Annotated in this window: 22 protein-coding genes; 9 read left to right on the top strand and 13 right to left on the bottom strand. The window is 60.2% G+C overall.

Features of this window, described 5'->3' with window-relative positions; translation table 11 throughout:
- Window positions 1-46: 46 nt before the first annotated feature.
- From map to SKA53_RS13355, 3 genes are all read left to right on the top strand, one after another.
- A complete protein-coding gene (map, locus tag SKA53_RS13365; protein ID WP_424180421.1) occupies window positions 47-838 on the top strand; it encodes a type I methionyl aminopeptidase in 792 nt (263 codons plus the stop codon).
- 3 nt (window positions 839-841) lie between these two features.
- Entirely contained in the window at window positions 842-2,341 is a 1,500-nt protein-coding gene (locus SKA53_RS13360; protein ID WP_007206697.1) for an alpha/beta hydrolase, read from the top strand.
- Between the two features lie 79 nt (window positions 2,342-2,420).
- Window positions 2,421-3,455: a TRAP transporter substrate-binding protein gene (locus tag SKA53_RS13355; protein ID WP_007206696.1), complete on the top strand. Its 1,035-nt coding sequence runs from the start codon at window positions 2,421-2,423 to the stop codon at window positions 3,453-3,455.
- A gap of 79 nt (window positions 3,456-3,534) precedes the next feature.
- Here the strand turns inward: SKA53_RS13355 and SKA53_RS13350 are convergent, their stop codons facing one another.
- Window positions 3,535-4,533 carry a polyprenyl synthetase family protein gene (locus SKA53_RS13350; RefSeq protein ID WP_007206695.1) on the bottom strand — a complete coding sequence of 333 codons (999 nt, stop codon included), beginning with the start codon at window positions 4,531-4,533 and terminating at the stop codon, window positions 3,535-3,537.
- Between the two features lie 55 nt (window positions 4,534-4,588).
- Between SKA53_RS13350 and SKA53_RS13345 the strand changes: the two genes are divergently transcribed.
- From SKA53_RS13345 to SKA53_RS15290, 3 genes are all read left to right on the top strand, one after another.
- The gene (locus tag SKA53_RS13345) at window positions 4,589-4,807 is read left to right on the top strand and encodes a DUF2007 domain-containing protein (protein ID WP_007206694.1); all 219 of its coding nucleotides are present in this window, start codon (window positions 4,589-4,591) and stop codon (window positions 4,805-4,807) included.
- On the top strand, window positions 4,779-5,555 hold the full coding sequence (locus SKA53_RS13340) for a tRNA1(Val) (adenine(37)-N6)-methyltransferase (protein ID WP_040482990.1): 777 nt from the start codon (window positions 4,779-4,781) through the stop codon (window positions 5,553-5,555). Before SKA53_RS13345 ends, SKA53_RS13340 begins: the two co-directional genes overlap by 29 nt.
- Before the next feature lie 117 nt (window positions 5,556-5,672).
- Window positions 5,673-5,840: a DUF465 domain-containing protein gene (locus SKA53_RS15290; RefSeq protein ID WP_007206692.1), complete on the top strand. Its 168-nt coding sequence runs from the start codon at window positions 5,673-5,675 to the stop codon at window positions 5,838-5,840.
- A 92-nt stretch (window positions 5,841-5,932) separates the two neighbouring features.
- Here SKA53_RS15290 and phbB read toward each other — a convergent pair whose 3' ends face one another.
- From phbB to SKA53_RS13325, 3 genes are all read right to left on the bottom strand, one after another.
- A complete protein-coding gene (phbB, locus tag SKA53_RS13335; RefSeq protein WP_007206691.1) occupies window positions 5,933-6,658 on the bottom strand; it encodes an acetoacetyl-CoA reductase in 726 nt (241 codons plus the stop codon).
- 59 nt (window positions 6,659-6,717) lie between these two features.
- Complete coding sequence (locus SKA53_RS13330) at window positions 6,718-7,893, bottom strand: acetyl-CoA C-acetyltransferase (RefSeq protein ID WP_007206690.1); 1,176 nt, start codon at window positions 7,891-7,893, stop codon at window positions 6,718-6,720.
- Window positions 7,894-8,036: 143 nt separating this feature from the next.
- Window positions 8,037-8,843 carry an EAL domain-containing protein gene (locus tag SKA53_RS13325; RefSeq protein ID WP_007206689.1) on the bottom strand — a complete coding sequence of 269 codons (807 nt, stop codon included), beginning with the start codon at window positions 8,841-8,843 and terminating at the stop codon, window positions 8,037-8,039.
- 68 nt (window positions 8,844-8,911) lie between these two features.
- Here SKA53_RS13325 and SKA53_RS13320 point away from each other — a divergent pair, with 68 nt between their 5' ends.
- The gene (locus SKA53_RS13320) at window positions 8,912-9,493 is read left to right on the top strand and encodes a DNA-3-methyladenine glycosylase I (protein ID WP_007206688.1); all 582 of its coding nucleotides are present in this window, start codon (window positions 8,912-8,914) and stop codon (window positions 9,491-9,493) included.
- Here the strand turns inward: SKA53_RS13320 and SKA53_RS13315 are convergent.
- The 9 genes from SKA53_RS13315 to SKA53_RS13270 form a co-directional block, all read right to left on the bottom strand.
- Complete coding sequence (locus tag SKA53_RS13315) at window positions 9,479-9,919, bottom strand: molybdenum cofactor biosynthesis protein MoaE (protein WP_007206687.1); 441 nt, start codon at window positions 9,917-9,919, stop codon at window positions 9,479-9,481. The two genes, SKA53_RS13320 and SKA53_RS13315, sit on opposite strands and share 15 nt — an antisense overlap.
- Complete coding sequence (gene moaD / locus SKA53_RS13310) at window positions 9,919-10,164, bottom strand: molybdopterin converting factor subunit 1 (protein ID WP_007206686.1); 246 nt, start codon at window positions 10,162-10,164, stop codon at window positions 9,919-9,921. The genes SKA53_RS13315 and moaD overlap by 1 nt, the downstream gene beginning before the upstream one ends.
- Window positions 10,161-10,754 (bottom strand): CDP-diacylglycerol--glycerol-3-phosphate 3-phosphatidyltransferase, encoded by a 594-nt coding sequence (pgsA, locus tag SKA53_RS13305; RefSeq protein WP_110549038.1) that lies wholly within the window; start codon window positions 10,752-10,754, stop codon window positions 10,161-10,163. Before pgsA ends, moaD begins: the two co-directional genes overlap by 4 nt.
- Before the next feature lie 85 nt (window positions 10,755-10,839).
- Window positions 10,840-12,708, bottom strand: coding sequence for an excinuclease ABC subunit UvrC (uvrC, locus tag SKA53_RS13300; protein ID WP_007206684.1), 1,869 nt, complete (start codon window positions 12,706-12,708; stop codon window positions 10,840-10,842).
- A 285-nt stretch (window positions 12,709-12,993) separates the two neighbouring features.
- Window positions 12,994-13,770 carry an SDR family oxidoreductase gene (locus tag SKA53_RS13295; RefSeq protein WP_040482989.1) on the bottom strand — a complete coding sequence of 259 codons (777 nt, stop codon included), beginning with the start codon at window positions 13,768-13,770 and terminating at the stop codon, window positions 12,994-12,996.
- Window positions 13,771-13,930: 160 nt separating this feature from the next.
- The gene (locus SKA53_RS13285; RefSeq protein ID WP_007206681.1) at window positions 13,931-14,722 is read right to left on the bottom strand and encodes a S49 family peptidase; all 792 of its coding nucleotides are present in this window, start codon (window positions 14,720-14,722) and stop codon (window positions 13,931-13,933) included.
- Window positions 14,723-14,770: 48 nt separating this feature from the next.
- Window positions 14,771-15,532 (bottom strand): ABC transporter permease, encoded by a 762-nt coding sequence (locus tag SKA53_RS13280; protein ID WP_007206680.1) that lies wholly within the window; start codon window positions 15,530-15,532, stop codon window positions 14,771-14,773.
- A complete protein-coding gene (locus SKA53_RS13275) occupies window positions 15,532-16,455 on the bottom strand; it encodes an ABC transporter ATP-binding protein (protein WP_007206679.1) in 924 nt (307 codons plus the stop codon). Before SKA53_RS13275 ends, SKA53_RS13280 begins: the two co-directional genes overlap by 1 nt.
- Window positions 16,456-16,563: 108 nt before the next feature.
- Window positions 16,564-17,535, bottom strand: coding sequence for a type I glyceraldehyde-3-phosphate dehydrogenase (locus SKA53_RS13270; protein ID WP_040482988.1), 972 nt, complete (start codon window positions 17,533-17,535; stop codon window positions 16,564-16,566).
- Between the two features lie 155 nt (window positions 17,536-17,690).
- Between SKA53_RS13270 and SKA53_RS15455 the strand changes: the two genes are divergently transcribed.
- Window positions 17,691-17,996 carry a hypothetical protein gene (locus SKA53_RS15455; RefSeq protein WP_131494600.1) on the top strand — a complete coding sequence of 102 codons (306 nt, stop codon included), beginning with the start codon at window positions 17,691-17,693 and terminating at the stop codon, window positions 17,994-17,996.
- Complete coding sequence (locus tag SKA53_RS13265) at window positions 17,981-20,032, top strand: protein kinase domain-containing protein (protein WP_007206677.1); 2,052 nt, start codon at window positions 17,981-17,983, stop codon at window positions 20,030-20,032. Before SKA53_RS15455 ends, SKA53_RS13265 begins: the two co-directional genes overlap by 16 nt.
- Window positions 20,033-20,081: the final 49 nt, after the last annotated feature.

Below are 20,081 nucleotides of genomic sequence, written 5' to 3'. Positions count from 1 at the left end.
CCGCATATGGCAAAGGATACGCGACGTGGACACCAACAAAGGCCGCATGACCAAAGACGGCATCCGGATTTATGAACCCGCCGATTTCGACGGCATGGCCAAGGCCGGCGCGCTGGCGGCCATGATCCTTGACGAGATAGCAGGGCATGTGACCCCTGGCCAGACCACGGGTGAGCTGGACCGCCTGATCACCCAGATGGTCGCCGACGCCGGTGCGATCTCCGCGACCATCGGCTATAAGGGTTATCAGCACGCCAGCTGCATTTCGGTCAATCACGTCGTCTGCCACGGCATCCCCGGCGACAAGGTGTTAAAGGATGGCGATATTCTGAACATCGACGTCACTGTCATCGTGGATGGATGGTATGGCGACACCAGCCGGATGTATGTTGCGGGCAGCGTATCGCGCAAGGCCGAACGGCTGATCGACGTGACCCATGCCGCCTTGATGAAAGGGATCGCCGCCGCCAAGCCCGGCAATACCTTTGGCGATATCGGCCATGCGATCCAGGCCTATGCCGAAAGCCACCGGATGTCGGTTGTGCGCGATTTCTGCGGGCATGGCTTGGGCCGCGTGTTTCATGCGCCGCCCAATGTGCTGCATTACGGGCGCGCCGGTACCGGGGCCGTGCTGGAAGAAGGCATGTTCTTTACCATCGAGCCGATGATCAACCTTGGCCGCCCTGAAACCAAGGTCCTGGCCGATGACTGGACCGCTGTGACACGCGACAAATCGCTTTCGGCGCAGTTTGAACATTCGGTGGGGATTACCGCCGACGGGTGCGAGATCTTTACCACTTCGCCCAAGGGGCTGTTCCACCCGACCTATCCCGCCTGAGCGATGGGGCACCGCTTCTGGCCTTGGCTTGTCCTGATCGTGTCACTGGCCCTTGCGGGCCTGTCGATATTCCGGCTGGAACAGGCAGGCGCGGGGCTGGTCACATCCGACCTGGCCGTGGGCGAAACCCCTGTGACCGTGGTATCGCGGCCCGATGTCACCGACGCCCCCGTGGTCGTGATCGCCCATGGCTTTGCCGGATCGCGCCAGTTGATGATCGGTTTTGCACAGACGCTGGCGCAGGCAGGTTACATCGTTGCCAGCTATGATCTGGAAGGGCATGGGCGCAATCCGGTGCCAATGTCGGGCGATGTGGCATCGGTCGACGGCACCACGCGGCTCTTGGTCGCGGAATTGGGCCGCGTGATTGACGCAAGCTTGGGCCTACACGGTGCGAACGGGCAATTGGCGCTGCTGGGTCATTCGATGGCGTCCGACATCATTGTACGCCAAGCCATCGCTGACAGCCGCGTGGATGCGACCGTGGCGGTATCCATGTTCTCGACCGCAGTGACGGCGGATGCGCCCGCCAATCTGCTGGTCATCAACGGCGCATGGGAAACCGCACTGGCGGCCGAGGGGCTGCGCGTCCTACGCTTGAGCGACCCTGACGCGCGTTTCGCGCAGACCTTGGGCGATCCGGCGGCAGGGACAGGGCGGCGCGCGGTGCTGGCCCCGTCGGTGGAACATGTCGGCGTGCTCTATGCTCCGACCAGCATGGTTGAGACACGCGACTGGCTGAACGCGGTGTTCGCCCGCCCGCACGATACGCCCGTCGCCGCACGCGGTGGCTGGATCGCGCTGCTGATCGTCAGTGTGACCGCCCTCGCATGGCCCTTGGCGCAGCTGGCGCGGCCTTTGCGTGCGGCCAAACCACCCAAGCGGTTGCCGCGGGGCGCGTTCTGGGCTGCGAGCTTGGTGCCGACGATCCTGACGCCGCTGATCCTGTGGCCGTTCGAGATCGGATTTCTGCCTGTGCTGGTCGCGGATTACCTTGCCTTGCATTTCGCGCTGTTCGGGCTGATTGGACTTTCGTTTCTTGCCCGCGCGGGGGCCTTGCGCTGGGACGCGACAGGATTGCTGCTGGCGCTGCCGATCGCGGTGTTCTGCATCGGCGTTTTCGGAAGCATGCTGGACATCTATGTGGCCTCCTTTTTCGCCATCGGTGCGCGGATATGGATCGTGCTTGCCATCGCGGCGGGGGCGGTGCCGTTCATGCTGGCCGATGCCTATCTGACCGAAGCAGGCCGCGCGCCTTTGTGGCGGGTGCTGGTGGTGCGCACCAATGCGCTGGTCTCGCTTGGCATCGCCACGGCGCTGGATATCGAGGGGCTGTTTTTCCTGCTGCTGATCCTGCCGATCATCTTGTTGTTCTTTGTGCTGTTCGGCACATTGGGCGGCTGGATCGGGCGGGCGACGCAGCGGCCGATCGCGGCGGGCGTGGGCCTTGGCGTGTTTCTAGGCTGGGCTTTGGGCATGACATTTCCGCTTTTCGCAGTGTGATCTTGCAATCGCGGGGCGCTTCGTTATCTTTGTGCCGTTGCTAGCGGCGACACCTTTCCCCCCCCATTATCATGAAAGGATGCACGCGATGCACCTGCTCTCCCATGCCACGCTGGCTTTGCTGGTGCTGACGACACCCGCCTTTGCCCAAGAGGTCACATTGCGGTTCCAGCACTTTGTTGCGCCCGCCAGTGCCAACCCGACCTATTTCATGCAGCCTTGGGCCGACGCGATTGCCGAACAATCCGGCGGGCGGATCAAGGTCGAAATATACCCTTTTATGCAATTGGGCGGGTCCGCCACCAACCAATATGACCTGATCCGCGACGGTGCGATTGATGGCGGCTGGGTAATCCCCGGCTATCAGCCCAACCGCTTTCCCGAGGCCGAGGCGCTGGAACTGCCCTTCATGACCACCAAATCGGCACAAGAGGCGAGTGCGGCGGCGTGGGAATTCACGCAGGATTACCTGATGGATGACTTCGCCGACATCCATATCATCGCCGCCCATATGCATGGCCCCGGTATTTTACACAAACGCGGGGACGCGCCCGCGACGATAGAAGATTTCGCCGGGCTGAAACTGCGCGGCCCGTCGCGCACCGCGACATTGTTGCTGGAAGAACTGGGCGCATCGCCCGTCGGCATGCCCGTGCCGCAATTCCCCGAGGCGATTGCACGCGGTGTCGTCGATGGCGGCGTGATCCCTTGGGAACAGGCCCCGTCGCTGAAGCTGGATGAATTGACCGACAGCCATACCGATGTGGCGGGCGACCGGTCGCTGTATAACCTGTATTTCCTGTGGGCGATGAACAAGGCGACCTATGACGCGCTGCCCGATGATCTGCGCGCGGTGATCGACGCCAATTCCGGCCTGATGGCCAGCCGCTGGGCCGGGCGCGCGCATGATACGGGCGATGCCGTAGGCCGCGATGTGATGGCTGCCAGCGGCAACACGATTGCCGAACTTTCGGCGGCGCAGACCGCAGAAATCATGGCTGTTGGTGCCGGTGTCACCAGCCGCTGGATCGCGGAGATGGACGCCAAAGGCTATGACGGTGCGGCGCTGGTCGCGGCGGCACAATTCGCGGTGGAGGCAAATATCGGGCAATAAAGAAAGGGGCTCTGCCCCTCCCCCGGATTAGATCCGGGGTTCACCCCGGAGTATTTTTGGAAATAAGAAATGCGCGGTGTCAGGTCAGCCGGGCGACGACATAATCGGCCAGATCGACCAGCATGGTTTTCAGCGCATGGTCGGGGATGACGCCCAGCGCCTCCTTGGCCTTGGCCGCCCAGAGAATCGCATCCTGACGGGTGCTTTCCAGCGTGCCGTGCCGGTGCAGCAGGGCAATCGCATGATCCAGATCACCGTCTTGCTGACGGCCCTTTTGAATCGTCCGTTCCCAAAAGGCGCGTTCATCGGCATCCGCAGCCGCAACCGCGCGGATCACCGGCAGGGTCAGTTTGCGTTCGCGGAAATCGTCGCCTACATTCTTGCCGGTGGCCTTGGTGCCGCCGTAATCCAGTAGGTCATCGACGATCTGGAACGATATGCCCAAGGCATCGCCGTAATCGAACAAAGCCTGTTTGATGGCAGGGTCTTGTCCTGCAATCTCGCCGCCGACTTCCATCGCGGCGGAAAACAGGGCGGCGGTCTTGCCGCGCACGACCTTGATGTAGATGTCTTCGGTCGTGGCCAGATCGGCGGCGGCGGTCAATTGCAGCACCTCGCCTTCGGCGATCGTGGCCGAGGCGTTGGCAAGGATATCGAGTACCCGCAATGAGCCTGTTTCCACCATCAACTGGAACGATCGCGCGAACAGGTAATCGCCGACCAGCACGCTGGATGTATTGTCCCAGAGCAGGTTCGCCGTGGGGCGACCGCGCCGCTGGCTGCTTTCGTCGACCACATCATCATGCAGCAGGGTGGCGGTGTGGATGAATTCCACCGTTGCCGCCAGATGGATATGGTAAGGCCCGTCATAGCCACACATCCGCGCAGCAGCCAAGGTCAGCATCGGGCGCAGGCGTTTGCCGCCCGCCTCGACCAGATGGGCGGTGACCTGTGGGATGCGTGGTGCATGTTCAGAGGCCATGCGGTCGCGGATCATCGCATTGACCGCTGTCAGGTCATCCGCCAAGGCGGCCGCCAATTGTTCATGGGGTTTGGTGGCGGCGTGATCGAGGCTCATACAAGGTTCCGTCATGTGAATGGACAAGGGCGGAGCGCCGCCGTAATCCTTGGGTATGAAAGAGCTTTTACGCACCAATGACGTGACCGTCATCGCCTTTGCAACCGCCCTGTTAGACGCGGAAGGTATAGACTGGTTCACCTTCGACGACAATATGAGCATCATGGAAGGCAGTATCGGCATCATGCCGCGCCGCCTGATGGTGCATGACCGCGACTTGTTCATGGCCGAAGCCGTGATGCGCGATGGCGAGATTGATCTGGGGCGTGGCTGAGGATGTGACCTGTGACGCCTTTTTGGGCGGGCGTTTGCAGATTTTGCAGCCGCGCCACGGCTATCGTGCAGGCGTCGATCCTGTGCTGCTGGCCGCCAGTATCGCCGCGCGCGCCGGCCAATCGGTGCTGGAACTCGGGTGTGGGGTGGGCACGGCGGCCTTGTGTCTGGGGCGGCGGGTGCCGGGGCTGGCGCTGACTGGCGTCGAAGTGCAGACCGAATATGCGGATCTTGCGCGGCGCAATGCCGCTGCAAATGATCTGCCGCTGGAGGTGATCACCGCCGATCTGCGCACGCTGCCTGCGGGTCTGCGCCAGAGACGATTCGATCATGTCATCATGAACCCGCCCTATTTCGACCGTGACAGTGGCACAGCGGCCAGCGATCCCGGCCGCGATACCGCGCTGGGGGGCGACACGCCCTTGGCGGATTGGCTGGACATTGGCGCGCGCCGGCTTGCGCCCAAAGGCTATTTGACCCTGATCCAGCGTATCGAACGCCTGCCCGAGGTTCTGTCAGCCCTGCAAGGACGGCTGGGCTCAGTGGTGGTTTTGCCCATCGCGGGGCGCACCGCGCGGGCGCCGGGGCTATTCATCCTGCGCGCAAGGCAGGAAGGGCGCGCACCGTTCTGCCTGCTGCCCGCGCTGGAAACGCACATAGGCATCGCGCATGACGGCGACAAGGACAGCTATACCCCGCTGGTCGGCGCTATTTTACGCAGCGGCGCCGATCTGCCTATGGGCCGTTAATGTTTTGGCAAGTTCTGGCTGGTGAAATGCAAATAGGGGGAATTGCTGCACTGCCGCGTGACAGACAGGCGGAAACGTGTTGCAATTCCGTTACGTTTAACCAGCAGGAGGAAGATCATGAGCTTGAGTTCGCATTTGCAGGAACTGAAGAAAAAGCACCAAACCCTCTCCGACCATGTCGAGGTGATGCAACGCGCGCCCGGCGTTGATGATCTTGAGCTGGCAAAACTCAAGAAGAAAAAGTTGCAGATCAAGGAGGAGATCACCCGTCTTGCAACCCATTGAATAGACGCTGATGCCGGCCCACGGGCTGCCAGCGTAAACAAAAAGGCCGCGCAATGATGGCGCGGCCTTTCATCATTCTGCACTGACTGTGGTCAGCACATATATTGCCCGCCATTGGCCGAAATCGTCGACCCGGTGACGAAACCCGCATCATCGGAGGCCAGAAACACCACCGCGCGCGCGATTTCGGATGCCTCGCCCAGACGGCCCACGGGGATCTGCGGCAGAATCACCTCGTTCATGACTTTTTCGGGGATCGTGCTCATCATTTCGGTGTTGATATAGCCGGGAGCGATGACGTTGACAGTGATGCCCGCGCGCGCGCCTTCTTGTGCCAGCGCCTTGGTGAAACCGATGTCACCGGCCTTGGCAGCGGCATAATTAGCCTGCGCGAACTGGCCCTTTTGCCCGTTGATCGACGAAATCGTGATGATCCGGCCAAATTTACGGTCGCGCATACCGGGCCAGACCGGATGGGTCATGTTGAACACGCCCGACAGGTTGGTATTGATCACCTCTTGCCATTGCTGCGGCGTCATCTTGTGGAATGGCGCGTCACGGGTGATGCCCGCGTTGTTGACCAGCACTTCGACCGGCCCCAGATCAGCCTCGACCTCGGCGATGCCTGCGGCGCAAGCCTCGTAATTGCCGACATCCCATTTGTAGGTCTTGATGCCGGTTTCGGCGGTAAAGGCGGCTGCCTTTTCGTCATTGCCCGCATAGGTCGCGGCAACGGTATAGCCTGCATCCTTCAAAGCTGTTGAAATCGCCGCGCCAATACCGCGCGACCCCCCCGTGACCAGTGCCACACGTCCCATAGTTTCTCCTCCCTGTTGTTATTGTCGTCAGGGCGGCCGTTAACCGACCGCCCCTGTCATCAGAGCCGTTCGACGCAAAGCGCGACACCCATGCCGCCCCCGATGCACAGCGTGGCAAGACCTTTCTTGGCATCGCGGCGCTTCATCTCGAACAGCAGGGTGTTGAGGATGCGCGCGCCGGATGCGCCGATTGGATGGCCGATGGCGATGGCGCCGCCGTTCACGTTGACGATGGCAGGATCCCAGCCCATGTCCTTGTTCACGGCACAGGCTTGTGCGGCAAAAGCCTCGTTCGCCTCGACCAGATCAAGGTCTTCGACGCTCCACCCGGCCTTGGCCAAGGCTTTGCGGCTGGCCATGACAGGCCCCACACCCATGATCGACGGGTCAAGCCCGGCAGTGGCATAAGACGCGATCCGCGCCAGCGGTTCGATCCCGCGCTTTTCGGCGTTTTCGATGGACATGAGCAAGGTTGCAGCGGCCCCGTCGTTGAGGCCAGAGGCGTTGGCCGCCGTGACCGACCCGTCCTTGGTAAAGGCGGGGCGCAGTTTCTGCATCGCGTCGATGGTGGCACCGTGGCGGATATATTCGTCCTGGTCGACGATGATATCGCCTTTGCGGGTCTTGACGGTAAACGCCATGATCTCATCCGCGAATTTGCCGGCCTTTTGCGCGGCTTCGGCCTTGTTCTGGGATGCGACGGCAAATGCATCCTGCATATCGCGGGTGATTTGCCACTGGTTGGCCACGTTTTCCGCCGTTTGGCCCATGTGGTAATTGTTGAACGCATCCCACAGCCCGTCACGGATCATCGTGTCGATATAGGACATATCGCCCATCTTCTGGCCCGCGCGCAGATAGGCAGCATGCGGGCTGAGCGTCATGTTTTCCTGACCACCCGCCAACACGATGTCGGCATCGCCCAGCTGGATATGTTGCGCGCCCAATGCAACGGCGCGCAGACCTGACCCACAAACTTGGTTAATGCTCCAGGCCGCAGCTTCGATCGGCAGACCGGCGTTGATATGCGCCTGACGGGCGGGGTTCTGGCCTTGTGCTGCGGTCAGGACCTGACCAAGGATCGTCTCGCTCACTTCGGATTTGTCGATGCCTGCACGGGAGACAACCTCTGACAGGACAGCCGCCCCAAGATCATGCGCGGGCGTGGTCGCAAAGGCGCCACCGAAGCTGCCGACAGCGGTACGTGCTGCGGATGCGATAACAACATTGGTCATGGAATAGTTCCTTTAGGTTTGTGCCACCGAAAGGACGCGCGGCCTACACGCCGACCGGCGCAAGCCCACTTCCTCCCGTTTCAGACATGCTATTGGGTTGCAGGAAAGAGGGCAATTCAATTTCGGGCGCGCCACTGCTGCGGTCAAAAAGTGAAACGTGGCACGCCGTAAAGATAGCCTTGCAGGCAATCGGCACCAATACTGCGCAGAAATGCCGCCTCTTCCTCGGTTTCGACACCATCGGCAATTGCGAACATTTCGAAATGATGCGCCACGGTGATCAGCGCTTCGGCCAGCACCTGATTATCGGGATTCTGGTCAATGCCGCGCACAAAGCCTTTGTCGATCTTCACAAGGTCGAAAAAGAAATCCTTGAGATGGCGAAACGCGGTCATGCCGGCCCCGAACCCGTCCAGCGCAAAGGCCACGCCCTTGGGCTGCATTTCGGCCATGAACCGGATCATCACATCGGGCAGCATCATGGCGGATGTTTCACTAATCTCGAAAATCAGCCTATCGCCGAGGCGGGCATGGTCACGCAAACCCCCATCCAGAATGCGCCGCCATTCGCCATCCGCGACCGACCGCGCCGACAGATTGATCGACAGGCGTAGGGTGGGGTTGCGCCGCAGGTGCCGCAGCGCATGCGTCAGGCTGACGCAATCAATCTCGCGGCCCATGGCCGTGTCTTCGACCAGCCCCATGAAATGCGCCGCCGGAATGATCCGCCCAGCGTCGTCATGCAGCCGGATCAGCCCTTCGTGAAAGGCGATCTGCGGCACAGGGTCGGTGGTGACAATCGGATGAAACGCAAGACTGGCCCGATCCGCCGCCAGCGCATCGCGCACCAGCGCCACGACATCGCTGTCCCGGCTGGCCAAGGCATAAAGCAGCGGATCGGCCACAGGCAGATCGGCGATATCCGTGCTGGAAAGCGTGGCTTTCGTCATCCTGTTCATCCATAGTGACTGCTGCACCTTGGACCAATGCTGCTAAAAAAGCCTTAAGGGAGCCGATCATGGCACGCTGCGACTGGGCCGGACCCGACCCGATTTATATCGACTATCACGACACCGAATGGGGCGTGCCCGAATATGACAGCCGTGCCTTGTGGGAAAAACTGGTGCTGGACGGGTTTCAGGCGGGGCTGTCCTGGATCACGATCCTGAAAAAGCGCGATAATTTCCGCGCGGCCTTTGCAGGATTCGACCCTGACATCATCGCGGGTTGGGGCGAGGATGACGTGCGCCGTCTGCTGGCCGATCCCGGCATCATCCGCCACCGCGGCAAGATCGAGGCCACGATCACCAATGCCCGCGCCTGGCAACGGATCGAAGCCGCGCAAGGCTTTGCCAGCTTCCTGTGGGCCTATGTGGATGGCGCGCCCTTACAGACAACCCTGGCCGACCGCAGCGCAATGCCGACGCAATCCGCCCTGTCGATGCAGATGTCCAAAGACCTGAAAAAAGCAGGGTTCAAATTCTGCGGGCCAACAATCGTCTATGCCTTCCTCGAAGCAACGGGGCTGATCAACAACCATGTCACACCCTGCCCACGCCACGCCGCCTGCGCAGCACTTGCACGTTCACCAGCGGTTTAGCGCGGCCTCGTCAGCATCTTTCGCCGCAACCCATGCGGCACCTGACAAAGTAACTTCCTTTTTCCAGAACGGCGCACGGGATTTGAGATAATCCATCAGGAAATCAGCGGCGGCAAAGGCCTCGGCCCGGTGGGCGGCGGCGGTGGCCACCATCATGATCGGTGCTGCCGGTTCCAAGGCGCCAAAGCGGTGGATCACCAGCGCATCGGCAAGCGACCAACGCGCCACGGCCTGATCCAGAATGCCGGTGATCGCGCGCTCGGTCATGCCGGGGTAATGTTCGATCATCATATGGCGCAAATCGCCCGATGTATCGCGCACGACGCCGGTGAAACTCACGATTGCGCCGATATCACGACGCCCCACGGCGAAACCGGCCAATTCCGCCCCGGGGTCAAAGGCGGCCTGTTGCACGCGGACCTGCATCAGCCGCCCGTCATCGGCGGAAAAAACGCAACCTCGCGCACACCGGCAAGCGGGGCATCGAAATCCGCCAGTTCCTGATCCACCGCAACGCGCAGCGCGCTGATATCGGCAAAAGCAGCGGCATAACGATCCTCGCGCGCGACAAGTTCGGCAACAAGATCAGCAACCGTCGCGGCCTTGGTCTGCACGTTTTCTTGCGGCACGCCGATCCGTTCGCGGACCCAGGCGAAATACATCACGTTCATTGTACCGGTCCCCCCACCAGATATGGTTGCGCCTTGCGGAAATAATCCCACCCCGTCAGCAAGGTCAGAATGGCCGCAATCCAAAGCGCGATGATCCCGACCCACCAGGTTACAAATGTCGATAGCGCCTGGACCCCGTGATAATGCTCAAAAGCACCCTTGGCGAACAGGATCGCGATGGCGACCATCTGCGCGGTGGTTTTCCACTTGGCCAGTTGCGTGACCTTCAGCAGGCCCGCGGTATCACCCAGAAATTCGCGCAGGCCCGACACGAAAACCTCGCGGAACATGATCACGGTGGCGGGCAACAGGATCCACGGGTCCATGCCGGAAAACCCGGTGATGACCAAAAGCGCGATCACAACCATCGCCTTGTCGGCGATCGGGTCCAGCATCGCACCCAGCTTGCTTTCCTGTTTCCAGCGGCGGGCCAGATAACCGTCCAGAAAATCGGTCAGCGCCGCAGTCACGAACAGGATCAGCGCGAACCAATCGGCGGCAGGACGATGAAAATAAAGAAACATGATCACAACACCGGGTGCCGCGGCCAGTCGCAGGATCGTCAATATATTGGGTACAGACAGCATGATGGCGTCACATTAAACCGGCTTTGCACAAGACACCAGCACCCCCATCTTCCGAGCCAAAATATCCCCGCCGGAGGCAGAAAAGTTTTTATCCCTGCTCGTGGAAATAATCGTAGATCACCTGCGCCATATTCGCCGACACACCATCCACGGCCTTGAGATCCGCCAGATTGGCGCGGGCAACCGCCTTGGCCGATCCGAAATGCGCCAAAAGCGCACGTTTGCGTGTCGCCCCGACACCCGGTACATCATCCAGCGGTGTGGCCCCGATCGCCTTGGACCGTTTCGCACGGTGGGTGCCGATGGCGAAACGGTGAACCTCGTCGCGCATGCGCTGGATGAAATACAGCACCGGATCATTATGGCGCAGCGCCATGACCGGTTTGCCAGTGCGGTGGAATTCCTCTTTGCCTGCATCGCGGTCCAGCCCCTTGGCCACGCCGACCATCGGGATGTCGCTGACGCCCATGTCATCCATGATCTGGCGCACGGCGGATACCTGCCCTTGGCCGCCGTCGATCAGCAACAGGTCAGGCCATGTGCCAGTGCTGCGGTCAGGGTCTTCCTTGATCAGGCGTTGGAAACGACGGGTCAGCACCTCTTTCATCATTCCGAAATCATCGCCGGGGGTCAGGTCTTCGCCGCGGATGTTGAACTTGCGATACTGGTTCTTGTCGAACCCGTCAGGCCCCGCCACGACCATCGCGCCGACAGCATGCGCGCCTTGAATATGGCTGTTGTCGTACACCTCGATGCGCTGCGGCACCTTGGGCAGATCAAACGCCTCTGCCAGCCCTTTCAACAGGCGCGATTGCGTCGCGGTTTCCGACATCTTGCGCGCCAGGCTTTCGCGGGCATTGCGCAGGGCGTTCTGCACCAATTCGGCCTTTTCGCCGCGCTGGGGGACCACGATCTCGATCTTGCGACCCGCCTTTTCGGCCAAGGCGGCGGCCATCAGATCGTCATTGTCCAAACCATGCGACAGGATCAACATGCGCGGCGGTTCGCGGCCTGCGTAAAACTGGCCGACGAAAGCCTCCATCACTTCGGCCATATCCTCTTCGCCACTGATGCGGGGGTAATAATCGTGATTGCCCCAGTTCTGGTTGGCGCGGATGAAGAACACCTGCACACAGGCCTGCCCGCCATCGGTGTGCAGCGCAATGACATCAGCCTCTGCCGTATTCTGCGGATTGATGCCCTGCGCCGATTGCACCTGCGTCAGCGCCTTGATCCGGTCGCGGAGCGCCGCGGCGCGTTCGAACAGCATCTCTTCGCTGGCGGCCTGCATCTGGGTGGCCAAGGCTTCTTGAATACCCTTGGTGCGGCCTTGCAGAAAATTCTCGGCCTCTTTCACGGACAAGGCATAATCCGGCTTGCTGATCATCCCGCAGCAGGGGCCGGAACACCGCTTGATCTGGTATTGCAGGCAGGGGCGCGTGCGGGTTTCAAAATCGCTGTCCGAACAATTGCGCAGCAAAAACACACGCTGCAACTGCGACAGCGTGCGATTGACCGCACCGGCACCGGCGAAGGGGCCGTAATAATCCCCTTTCTGGCTTTTCGCGCCGCGGTGTTTGCGGATCATCGGGAAATCATGATCCTTGGTCACAAGGATATTGGGAAAGCTTTTGTCGTCGCGCAAAAGCACGTTGTAACGCGGCTTCAGCTGCTTGATCAGGTTTTGTTCGAGCAACAGGGCTTCGGTTTCCGTCCGCGTCGTCAGAAACATCATCGACGCGGTTTCCGAAATCATCCGCGCGATGCGCGGCGAATGCGGGCCGGGGCGCGCATAATTACTGACCCGTGCGCGCAGGTTGCGGGCCTTGCCCACATACAGAACACGGCTATCCGCATCCAGCATCCGGTACACCCCCGGCGAGGAATCAAGGCTGCGCAGATAGCCGTGGATCACGTCATATCCGGTGCGCGCAGTTGGGGGTCCGTTATCGGTCATACGCGGGCTTCTTTGATTCTAGCGGCGCTGCAATGGTAACGCGGCAGGGACAAGAGAAAAGACATCCACCGTTTCTGTGGATAAGTCGGTGGACGAACTGCTGGTTTACGGAAATTATCCTTGTTTCCAGCCCACTTCGTCGCTTTGCTTAAAAATTAGGCAATTTTTCAAGGCTTTGTTTTTATTGGAAATTTTTATGAACCATCCCTTAACGTATTGAAAAAATGGCAAATTGTGACTTTTTCGTGAACGCAGACAATACCGGTGTGTAACTTTTGGCGCGCCCTACTCGACGCCCAGCACATCAGGGGTCTGCCAGGCCAGATGCTGGCCCCCATCAACGGCCAGCATTTGCCCTGTCACGTCCGGCGCATCAAGGAAATATCCCAAGGCTGCGCAAATCTCTGCAGGGCTGGCGCCACGTTGCAAAACTGTCGCCGCACGCTGGCGCGTGAAATGCTCTGCCGATTGCCGCGCGCCTTGCAAGGTCGGCCCCGGACCGATGGCATTGACCCGTACATCAGGGGCCAGCGCCTGCGCCGTGGTCCGCGTCATCGCCCACAGACCCATCTTGGCGATGGTATAGGTCATGAATTCAGGGGTCAGTTTCTGCACGCGCTGGTCGATCATGTTGACGACCAAAGCCTGCGCCAAAGGTTCGCCTATGGCATCGGTCTGCGCCTTGGGCGCCTGGGCCGCAAAGCATTGGGTCAGCACGAAAGGTGCGCGCAGATTCGACCCGATGTGCCGGTCCCAGCTGGTCTTGGTGGCGGAATGGATCGTGTCATGCTCAAAGATTGATGCATTGTTGACCAGACAGGTCAAAGGCCCGCCCAGCGCATCACGCGCGCGGCCCACCAATGCGGCGGTCGCATCTTCATCCAGCAGATCGGCCTGCAGCGCCACGGCCTGCCGCCCCAGCGCGTGCAATTGCGCGACAGTATCCTGCGCGCCCGCCTGCGACCCCGCATAATGCACCGCCACGTCATAGCCGCGCTGCCCCAGATAGATCGCCATCGCCTGCCCGAGCCGCGCGCCTGCGCCTGTTACCAATGCTTTCACGGCCTGCCCTTTTCACATACGCATGGTCCCTTGCCGATACGGAACCGCCGGCATTTAGGGCATTTCGCCGCCGCAAGCGTCTTTTGCCCGGGAAACCGCCATTTGCCGAAAATGCCCAGCACAACCATGAAGGCCAGAAACAGGAAAACCGATTTGACGATCATAGGCCGAACCGCGCATAGGCCGCACGTTCCTCGATCACCGCGATGGAATCATCGACGATCTGCGCCCCAAACCGCGCGAGCAGCGGTTTGCGCTGGCCATAGCGGCGGAACTTTACCTTATCGCCAAAGCGCGCTTTCATAACGGGGGCCAGATGGCCGATACCATCCACCAGCCCCGCGTCGATACCTTTCTGGCCGATATACACCTCGCCGGTGAACAGGTCGGGATCGTCGGACAGTTTCAGACCGCGCCGTGATTTCACATAGGCGATGAAGGTGGCGTGCAGATCGTCCAACCAGCCTTTGAGCTTTTTGACATCGGCGGGGTTCTGCGGCTTGAACGGGTCCAGCAGGCTTTTGGATTTGCCCGCGGTATGCACCCGCCGTTCGATCCCATAGCGGTCAATCGCCTCATGCGCGCCGAAACCCGCGCTGATGACGCCGATGGACCCGGTGATCGAACATGCGTCGATGAAAATCTCGTCCGCAGCGCAGGCCAGCCAATACCCGCCAGAGGCTGCCACGTCCTCGACAAAGGCAAAAACGGGGATTTTCTTTTCATCCGCCAGCCGCCGGATGCGCGATGCAATCAAGGATGATTGCACGGGCGACCCGCCTGGACAGTTGATTTCCAGCGCGACAGCGGCAGGCTTGCCCTTGCTGAATGCTTTTTCGATTACCGGCGCAAGGCCGGGGTCATCCAGCCCACGGCCGGAATTGCTGATCGCGCCTTGCAGGCGGATCACGGCGACGAACGGGGCGGACTTGGTAAAGGGGATATATTTCATGCCCATATACTTAAACCGATCCCCGCCCCCCGCAAGGTCCACAGATGGTCACTGCCGAATGCGCCAACCGGTGCGGAAAATCCACCAGATGAAGGCAAGACAGCCCGTGGTGAACACGGTGATCGCCAGCATAGACATGCCGATGCTGACATCCGCCACGCCAAAGAACGACCACCGAAACCCGCTGATCAGGTACACCACCGGATTGAACAGGGTGATCGCCTGCCAGACCGGCGGCAGCATGGTGATCGAATAAAACGATCCACCCAGAAATACCAAAGGCGTGATCACCAACAACGGGATCAGCTGCAATTGTTCAAAGTTGCCCGCCCAGATGCCGATGATAAAGCCCAGCAAAGAAAAGCTGATACAGGTCAGCACCAGCAGCGCCAGCATCGCAAACGGATGCGCGATCTGGATGTCGATAAAGAAAAACGCCGTCACCAGAATGATGATCCCGATGAAGAGCGCCTTGGTTGCCGCCGCCCCCACATAGCCTGCCACGATTTCCAGAAAACTGACGGGGGCTGACAGCAATTCATAGATCGTGCCGGTGAATTTGGGAAAGTAGATGCCGAAACTGGCGTTGGATGTGGCCTGTGTCATCACCGACAGCATGATCAGCCCCGGCACGATAAAGGCGCCATAGCTGACACCTTCGACCTGATCGATCCGGCTGCCGATGGCGGCACCAAAGACCACGAAATACAGCGAGGTGGACAGCACCGGCGACACCAGCGACTGCATGATCGTGCGCTGGAACCGGCGCATTTCATGCACATAGATCGTCTTGACTGCGTTGAGGTTCATCATTCTTCCTTTACCAGACCGACAAAGATGTCTTCGAGGCTGCTTTGTTGCGTCTGCAAATCTTTCATCTGCAAACCGGCGTTTTGCAGATCATTCAACAAGGTGGTGATGCCGGTGCGCGGCCCCTTGGTATCATAGGTATAGGTCAGGCTTTGCCCGTCCGGTGCGCGGTGCAGGGCGTATTTGGCCAGCGCGGCGGGTATCTCGGCTGCGGGTGCCGCCAGATCGATGCGCAGCTGTTTCTTGCCCATCTGCGCCATCAATTCGGCCTTGTCCTGAATCAGCAGGATTTCACCTTTGGCGATGATGCCGACACGGTCGGCGATCGCTTCGGCCTCTTCGATATAATGCGTGGTCAGGATGATGGTCACGCCAGATGCTTTCAGCCCTGCGACGACTGCCCACATGTCCTTGCGCAATTCGACATCGACGCCCGCGCTGGGTTCGTCCAGAAACAAGACGCGCGGTTCATGCGCCAGCGCCTTGGCGATCAGCACGCGGCGTTTCATGCCGCCGGACAGCGTCATGATCTTTCTGTCCTTCTTGTCGTCCAGCGACAATTGGGCAAGGATTTCATCCACCTTGCCATCATCGCGGGGTTTGCCGAACAAGCCGCGCGAAAACTGGACCGAGGCTCTGACCGTCTCGAACGGTTCAAGGCTGATTTCCTGTGGCACCAGCCCGATCATGGCACGCGCGGCGCGGTAATCTTTCTGGGTGTCATGGCCACCCACTGTCACAGTCCCCGATGTGGGCGACGTGATCCCGCAGATCGTCGAAATCAGCGTGGTCTTGCCCGCGCCATTGGGGCCAAGCAGGGCAAGGATCTCGCCTTCTGCGATCTCCAGATTGACGGATTTTAACGCCTCGAACCCGCCAGCATAGGATTTGCGAAGGTTCTTGACGGAAACGATTGCGGTCATGGGACAGCCTTTGTGTTGGTTGCTGGCTACCTAGACCCGCACAGTCCGAAGTAAAAGACCCAGTACCGTGCGCTGATCCGAGACAGCATTGGGCCGGATCGCACAAAGTCACCCCATCCGCGCGGCCATATCCAGCATCCGGCAGGAAAAACCCCATTCATTGTCGTACCAACCGAAAACACGGAGCATCCCGCCTTGGGTGACGCGGGTTTCCGGCAGGGAAACGATCAGGCTTTCGGGCCGCGCGCGCAGATCCGATGACACCAGCAGCTTGTCGGTATGGCCGATCACGCCGGTCTGGGCGCGCAACAGATCGTGCAAGCCAGCGCGGTCGGGCGTATCGCGCACCACGACCGCAAGGTCGATGGCAGAGACGGACGCGACAGGCACACGCACCGCCGCCGCCTCGATCCGGCCCGCAATCTGCGGCAGGACATCGCCCAAAAGACGCTGTGCAGATGTCGTTGTCGGCACCATCGACAGGCCAGCCGCACGGCTGCGCAGGAAATCCCCGCGCGGCGCATCAATCGTGGGCTGGCTGCCGGTGTAGCAGTGGATCGTCGTCATCCAGCCGGTTTTCAGCCCCCAATGATCGTCGATCAGCCGCACCAGCGGCGCCAGCGCGTTGGTGGTGCAGGATGCGTTCGACACGATAGGTTGATGCGCCAGCAGATGATCATTTGCCCCCAGCACGATCGTGATATCCGCCGCAGCCGATGGGCCAGAGATCAGAACACGGGACGCGCCCGCACGCAAACCCGCCTCGGCCACGGGGCGGGTGTCGGCCTTACCGGTGCATTCCAGCAGCACATCGACATTCGCCAGATCCAACGATGCAACATTGTCGGTCTGATAGATCGGGATCGCCTTGCCGTTGATGACAAGACGATCACCGCGCAATTCCGCCTGCCCGGGAAAGGGACCAAAAACGCTGTCATAGGCGAACAGATGGGCGCAAAGATCACTTTGCGCCATGTCGTTGATACCGACGATATCCACTGCGGGACCATATCCCAATGCATGCGCGCGCAGCAGCGTCCGCCCGATCCGGCCAAACCCGTTGATGAAAACCTTTGTCATGCAAGCCTCCGACCTTTCATCGGATGCTGCATCTTTGTGCATCGGTCCACAAGCCGCGATAGCCCTGCGATCTGGGGTAGAATCATGCGGATGGCGCGTGGTGCTATACGGAATCGGCCCGACACCATTCTAATCGCGCGGCACGGCAGCGGTGCTTGGCCGGAAATGATGCACAAATTTGTGGCAGATACTGCAATATTCGTCACTTTCCGCCAAAGGCAGGGACCGAGTGCCAAAAGCTGCTGTTTCCCGTAAAAACGCCGCTTTTCACCGGAAATAGCGCCGATACTGTTTCGAATTCCCTGAACAATCCGGTCGAAACGACAGGATTACGGGCAACCAAACAACAAGTTAACGTCACTTTTTGGCCCAAATTGAATGAGACCACATACCGCAGGCAGGCGCGCGGCGTCCTGCCGTTGCGTTTCGAAGGCTGGAAATCACAATGGCGAAACCGCTGATGCACGACAATGCAGATGACAAGGACAGCTTTGTCGACGAGCTCAAGCCCGGCACCAAGCTGCTGCACGGGCAGTATGTCATCGACAGCTTTCTGAATGCGGGCGGTTTCGGGATCACCTATCTGGCGCGGGACAGTCTGGACCGCAAGATCGTGATCAAGGAATGTTTTCCCGGCGCGTTCTGTCGGCGCAGCCGTTATATCGTGCAGGCCCGTTCACGCGCGCATCAAAACGAGCTGAAATCCATCGTCCGCCTGTTCGTGCAAGAGGCGCGCAGCCTGGCCAAGTTAAGCCACCCCAATATCGTCGGGGTGCATCAGGTGTTCGAAGACAATGACACGGCCTATATGGCGCTTGATTTCGTCGAAGGGCGCGATCTGCTTGATACGATCGAAGACCCCAAACACGGCCTGACCCCCGCCCAGATCAAGGCGATGCTGAAAGATATGCTGGATGCCGTTGGCTTCATCCATGACCAAGGCATCTTGCACCGCGATATTTCGCCCGACAACATCCTGATCGGCAAAGACATGCATCCGGTGCTGATTGATTTCGGGGCCGCCCGCGAAGAAGCCACCAAGCAAAGCCGCGTGCTGTCTGCCCTGCGTGTGGTCAAGGACGGCTATTCACCGCAGGAATTTTATATCGCAGGGTCCGATCAAGGGCCAAGCAGTGATCTTTATGCTCTTGCAGCGACATTCCATCATCTGATCGCCAAGGATGTCCCGCCCAATTCCCAAGCCCGACTTGCCGCAATCGCCTCGGGCGATCCGGACCCTTATACCAAACTGGCCGGGCGCATCACGGGCTATGACGCGCCTTTCCTTGCCGCAATCGATAAGGCGCTCGAGATTTTACCAAAGGACCGTTTACAATCGGCCAAAGCCTGGCTCGACATGATGGATAGCGCGCAGGACAATGTGACACCTCTCAAGATCGGGGTGCCGCAAACGAAAACCGGCGTGCCACAGGCAAACAAGCCAAAGTCGAAAATGCCGCTGCTGTTAGGGTCCGTGGCGGTTGCCACGCTGTTGGTGGCGGCTGGCGTCTTCTTGAACAGCCCAAGTGCAGATCCTGTCACAGCACCAACCGCTGCTACAGCCTCTGTCACGGCGCCGGTCAGCGCGCCCCAAATAACCAGCACACCTGCCGCGGATACCCAGATCGCGACGATCAGCGATGACCGGGCGGCACCTGTGCGCGATGATTCCGCCGAAACGACGCCGGTCCTGCCTGACGCAGACATCGCAGCGGCAGAGCCGCTTTCCGTGCCCGCAGACATGCCCCAGCCTGTGCCGGAACCAGATGTAACAGCCACCTTGCCAGAGATCGCAGACCAACGCCCCGCAGCCGAAACGGATATCGCCGCCGTCACCTTGCCCGATACCCCCGACACGGTTGATGCCGTTGGCACCGGCCCTGTCGTGGATATCGCGGCCATCGTGCCAGGCAACGAGGTTTCGCCACCCCCTGTCACGGTCAGCTGGACCGTCGCTATCCCCTTTGCAGGGGCAGATGGCGCGTCGAACATCATCGCGGCGGTCGCACCGGGCGCACCTGTTTGGGCGCAAGCTGGACTGGTCATCACCGATGTGAACGGCGTGGATGTGAACGCGATCAGCGACATTCCTGCCATCTTGCGCGCAGGCAACGATCCGTTGGGCGCAACAGGCAATCTGGACGTGACCTTCGGCACAATGAACCCCACGACCGAGGAACGGATCGCGCGCCAGTTGCGCCTGCCTGTCGTGCAGAGTGTGTTTCTATCCAACGGCGTTATCTTTGAGACGCGGTTTACCGATCAGACGTGGCAGACGGTGGCGACAAACGTGCCCTCAGCTTTGCGCAGCGGGTTACAGGAAGGTGACATCGTCACATCCTACATCCCGACAGCGGAAACACTCGACACGCGCGACGCTTTGATCGCGATACTGGACCGCGAAATCGCAAACGGGACAAACCGTCTCATGTTCGCAGTGCAACGTGGTGGCAGCATGTGGGTGGCATCGCTCGACTATGCCGATGCCGCGGAATGAGGGCAGGAAACTTTCCCGGATGGGGCGTGCATTGGCAATTGGAAAGGTC

Source organism: Yoonia vestfoldensis SKA53, from assembly GCF_000152785.1.
GTDB lineage: Bacteria > Pseudomonadota > Alphaproteobacteria > Rhodobacterales > Rhodobacteraceae > Yoonia > Yoonia vestfoldensis_A.
Note: the sequence above shows the minus strand (reverse complement) of the source record. Positions and strands in the feature narration are given on the sequence as shown.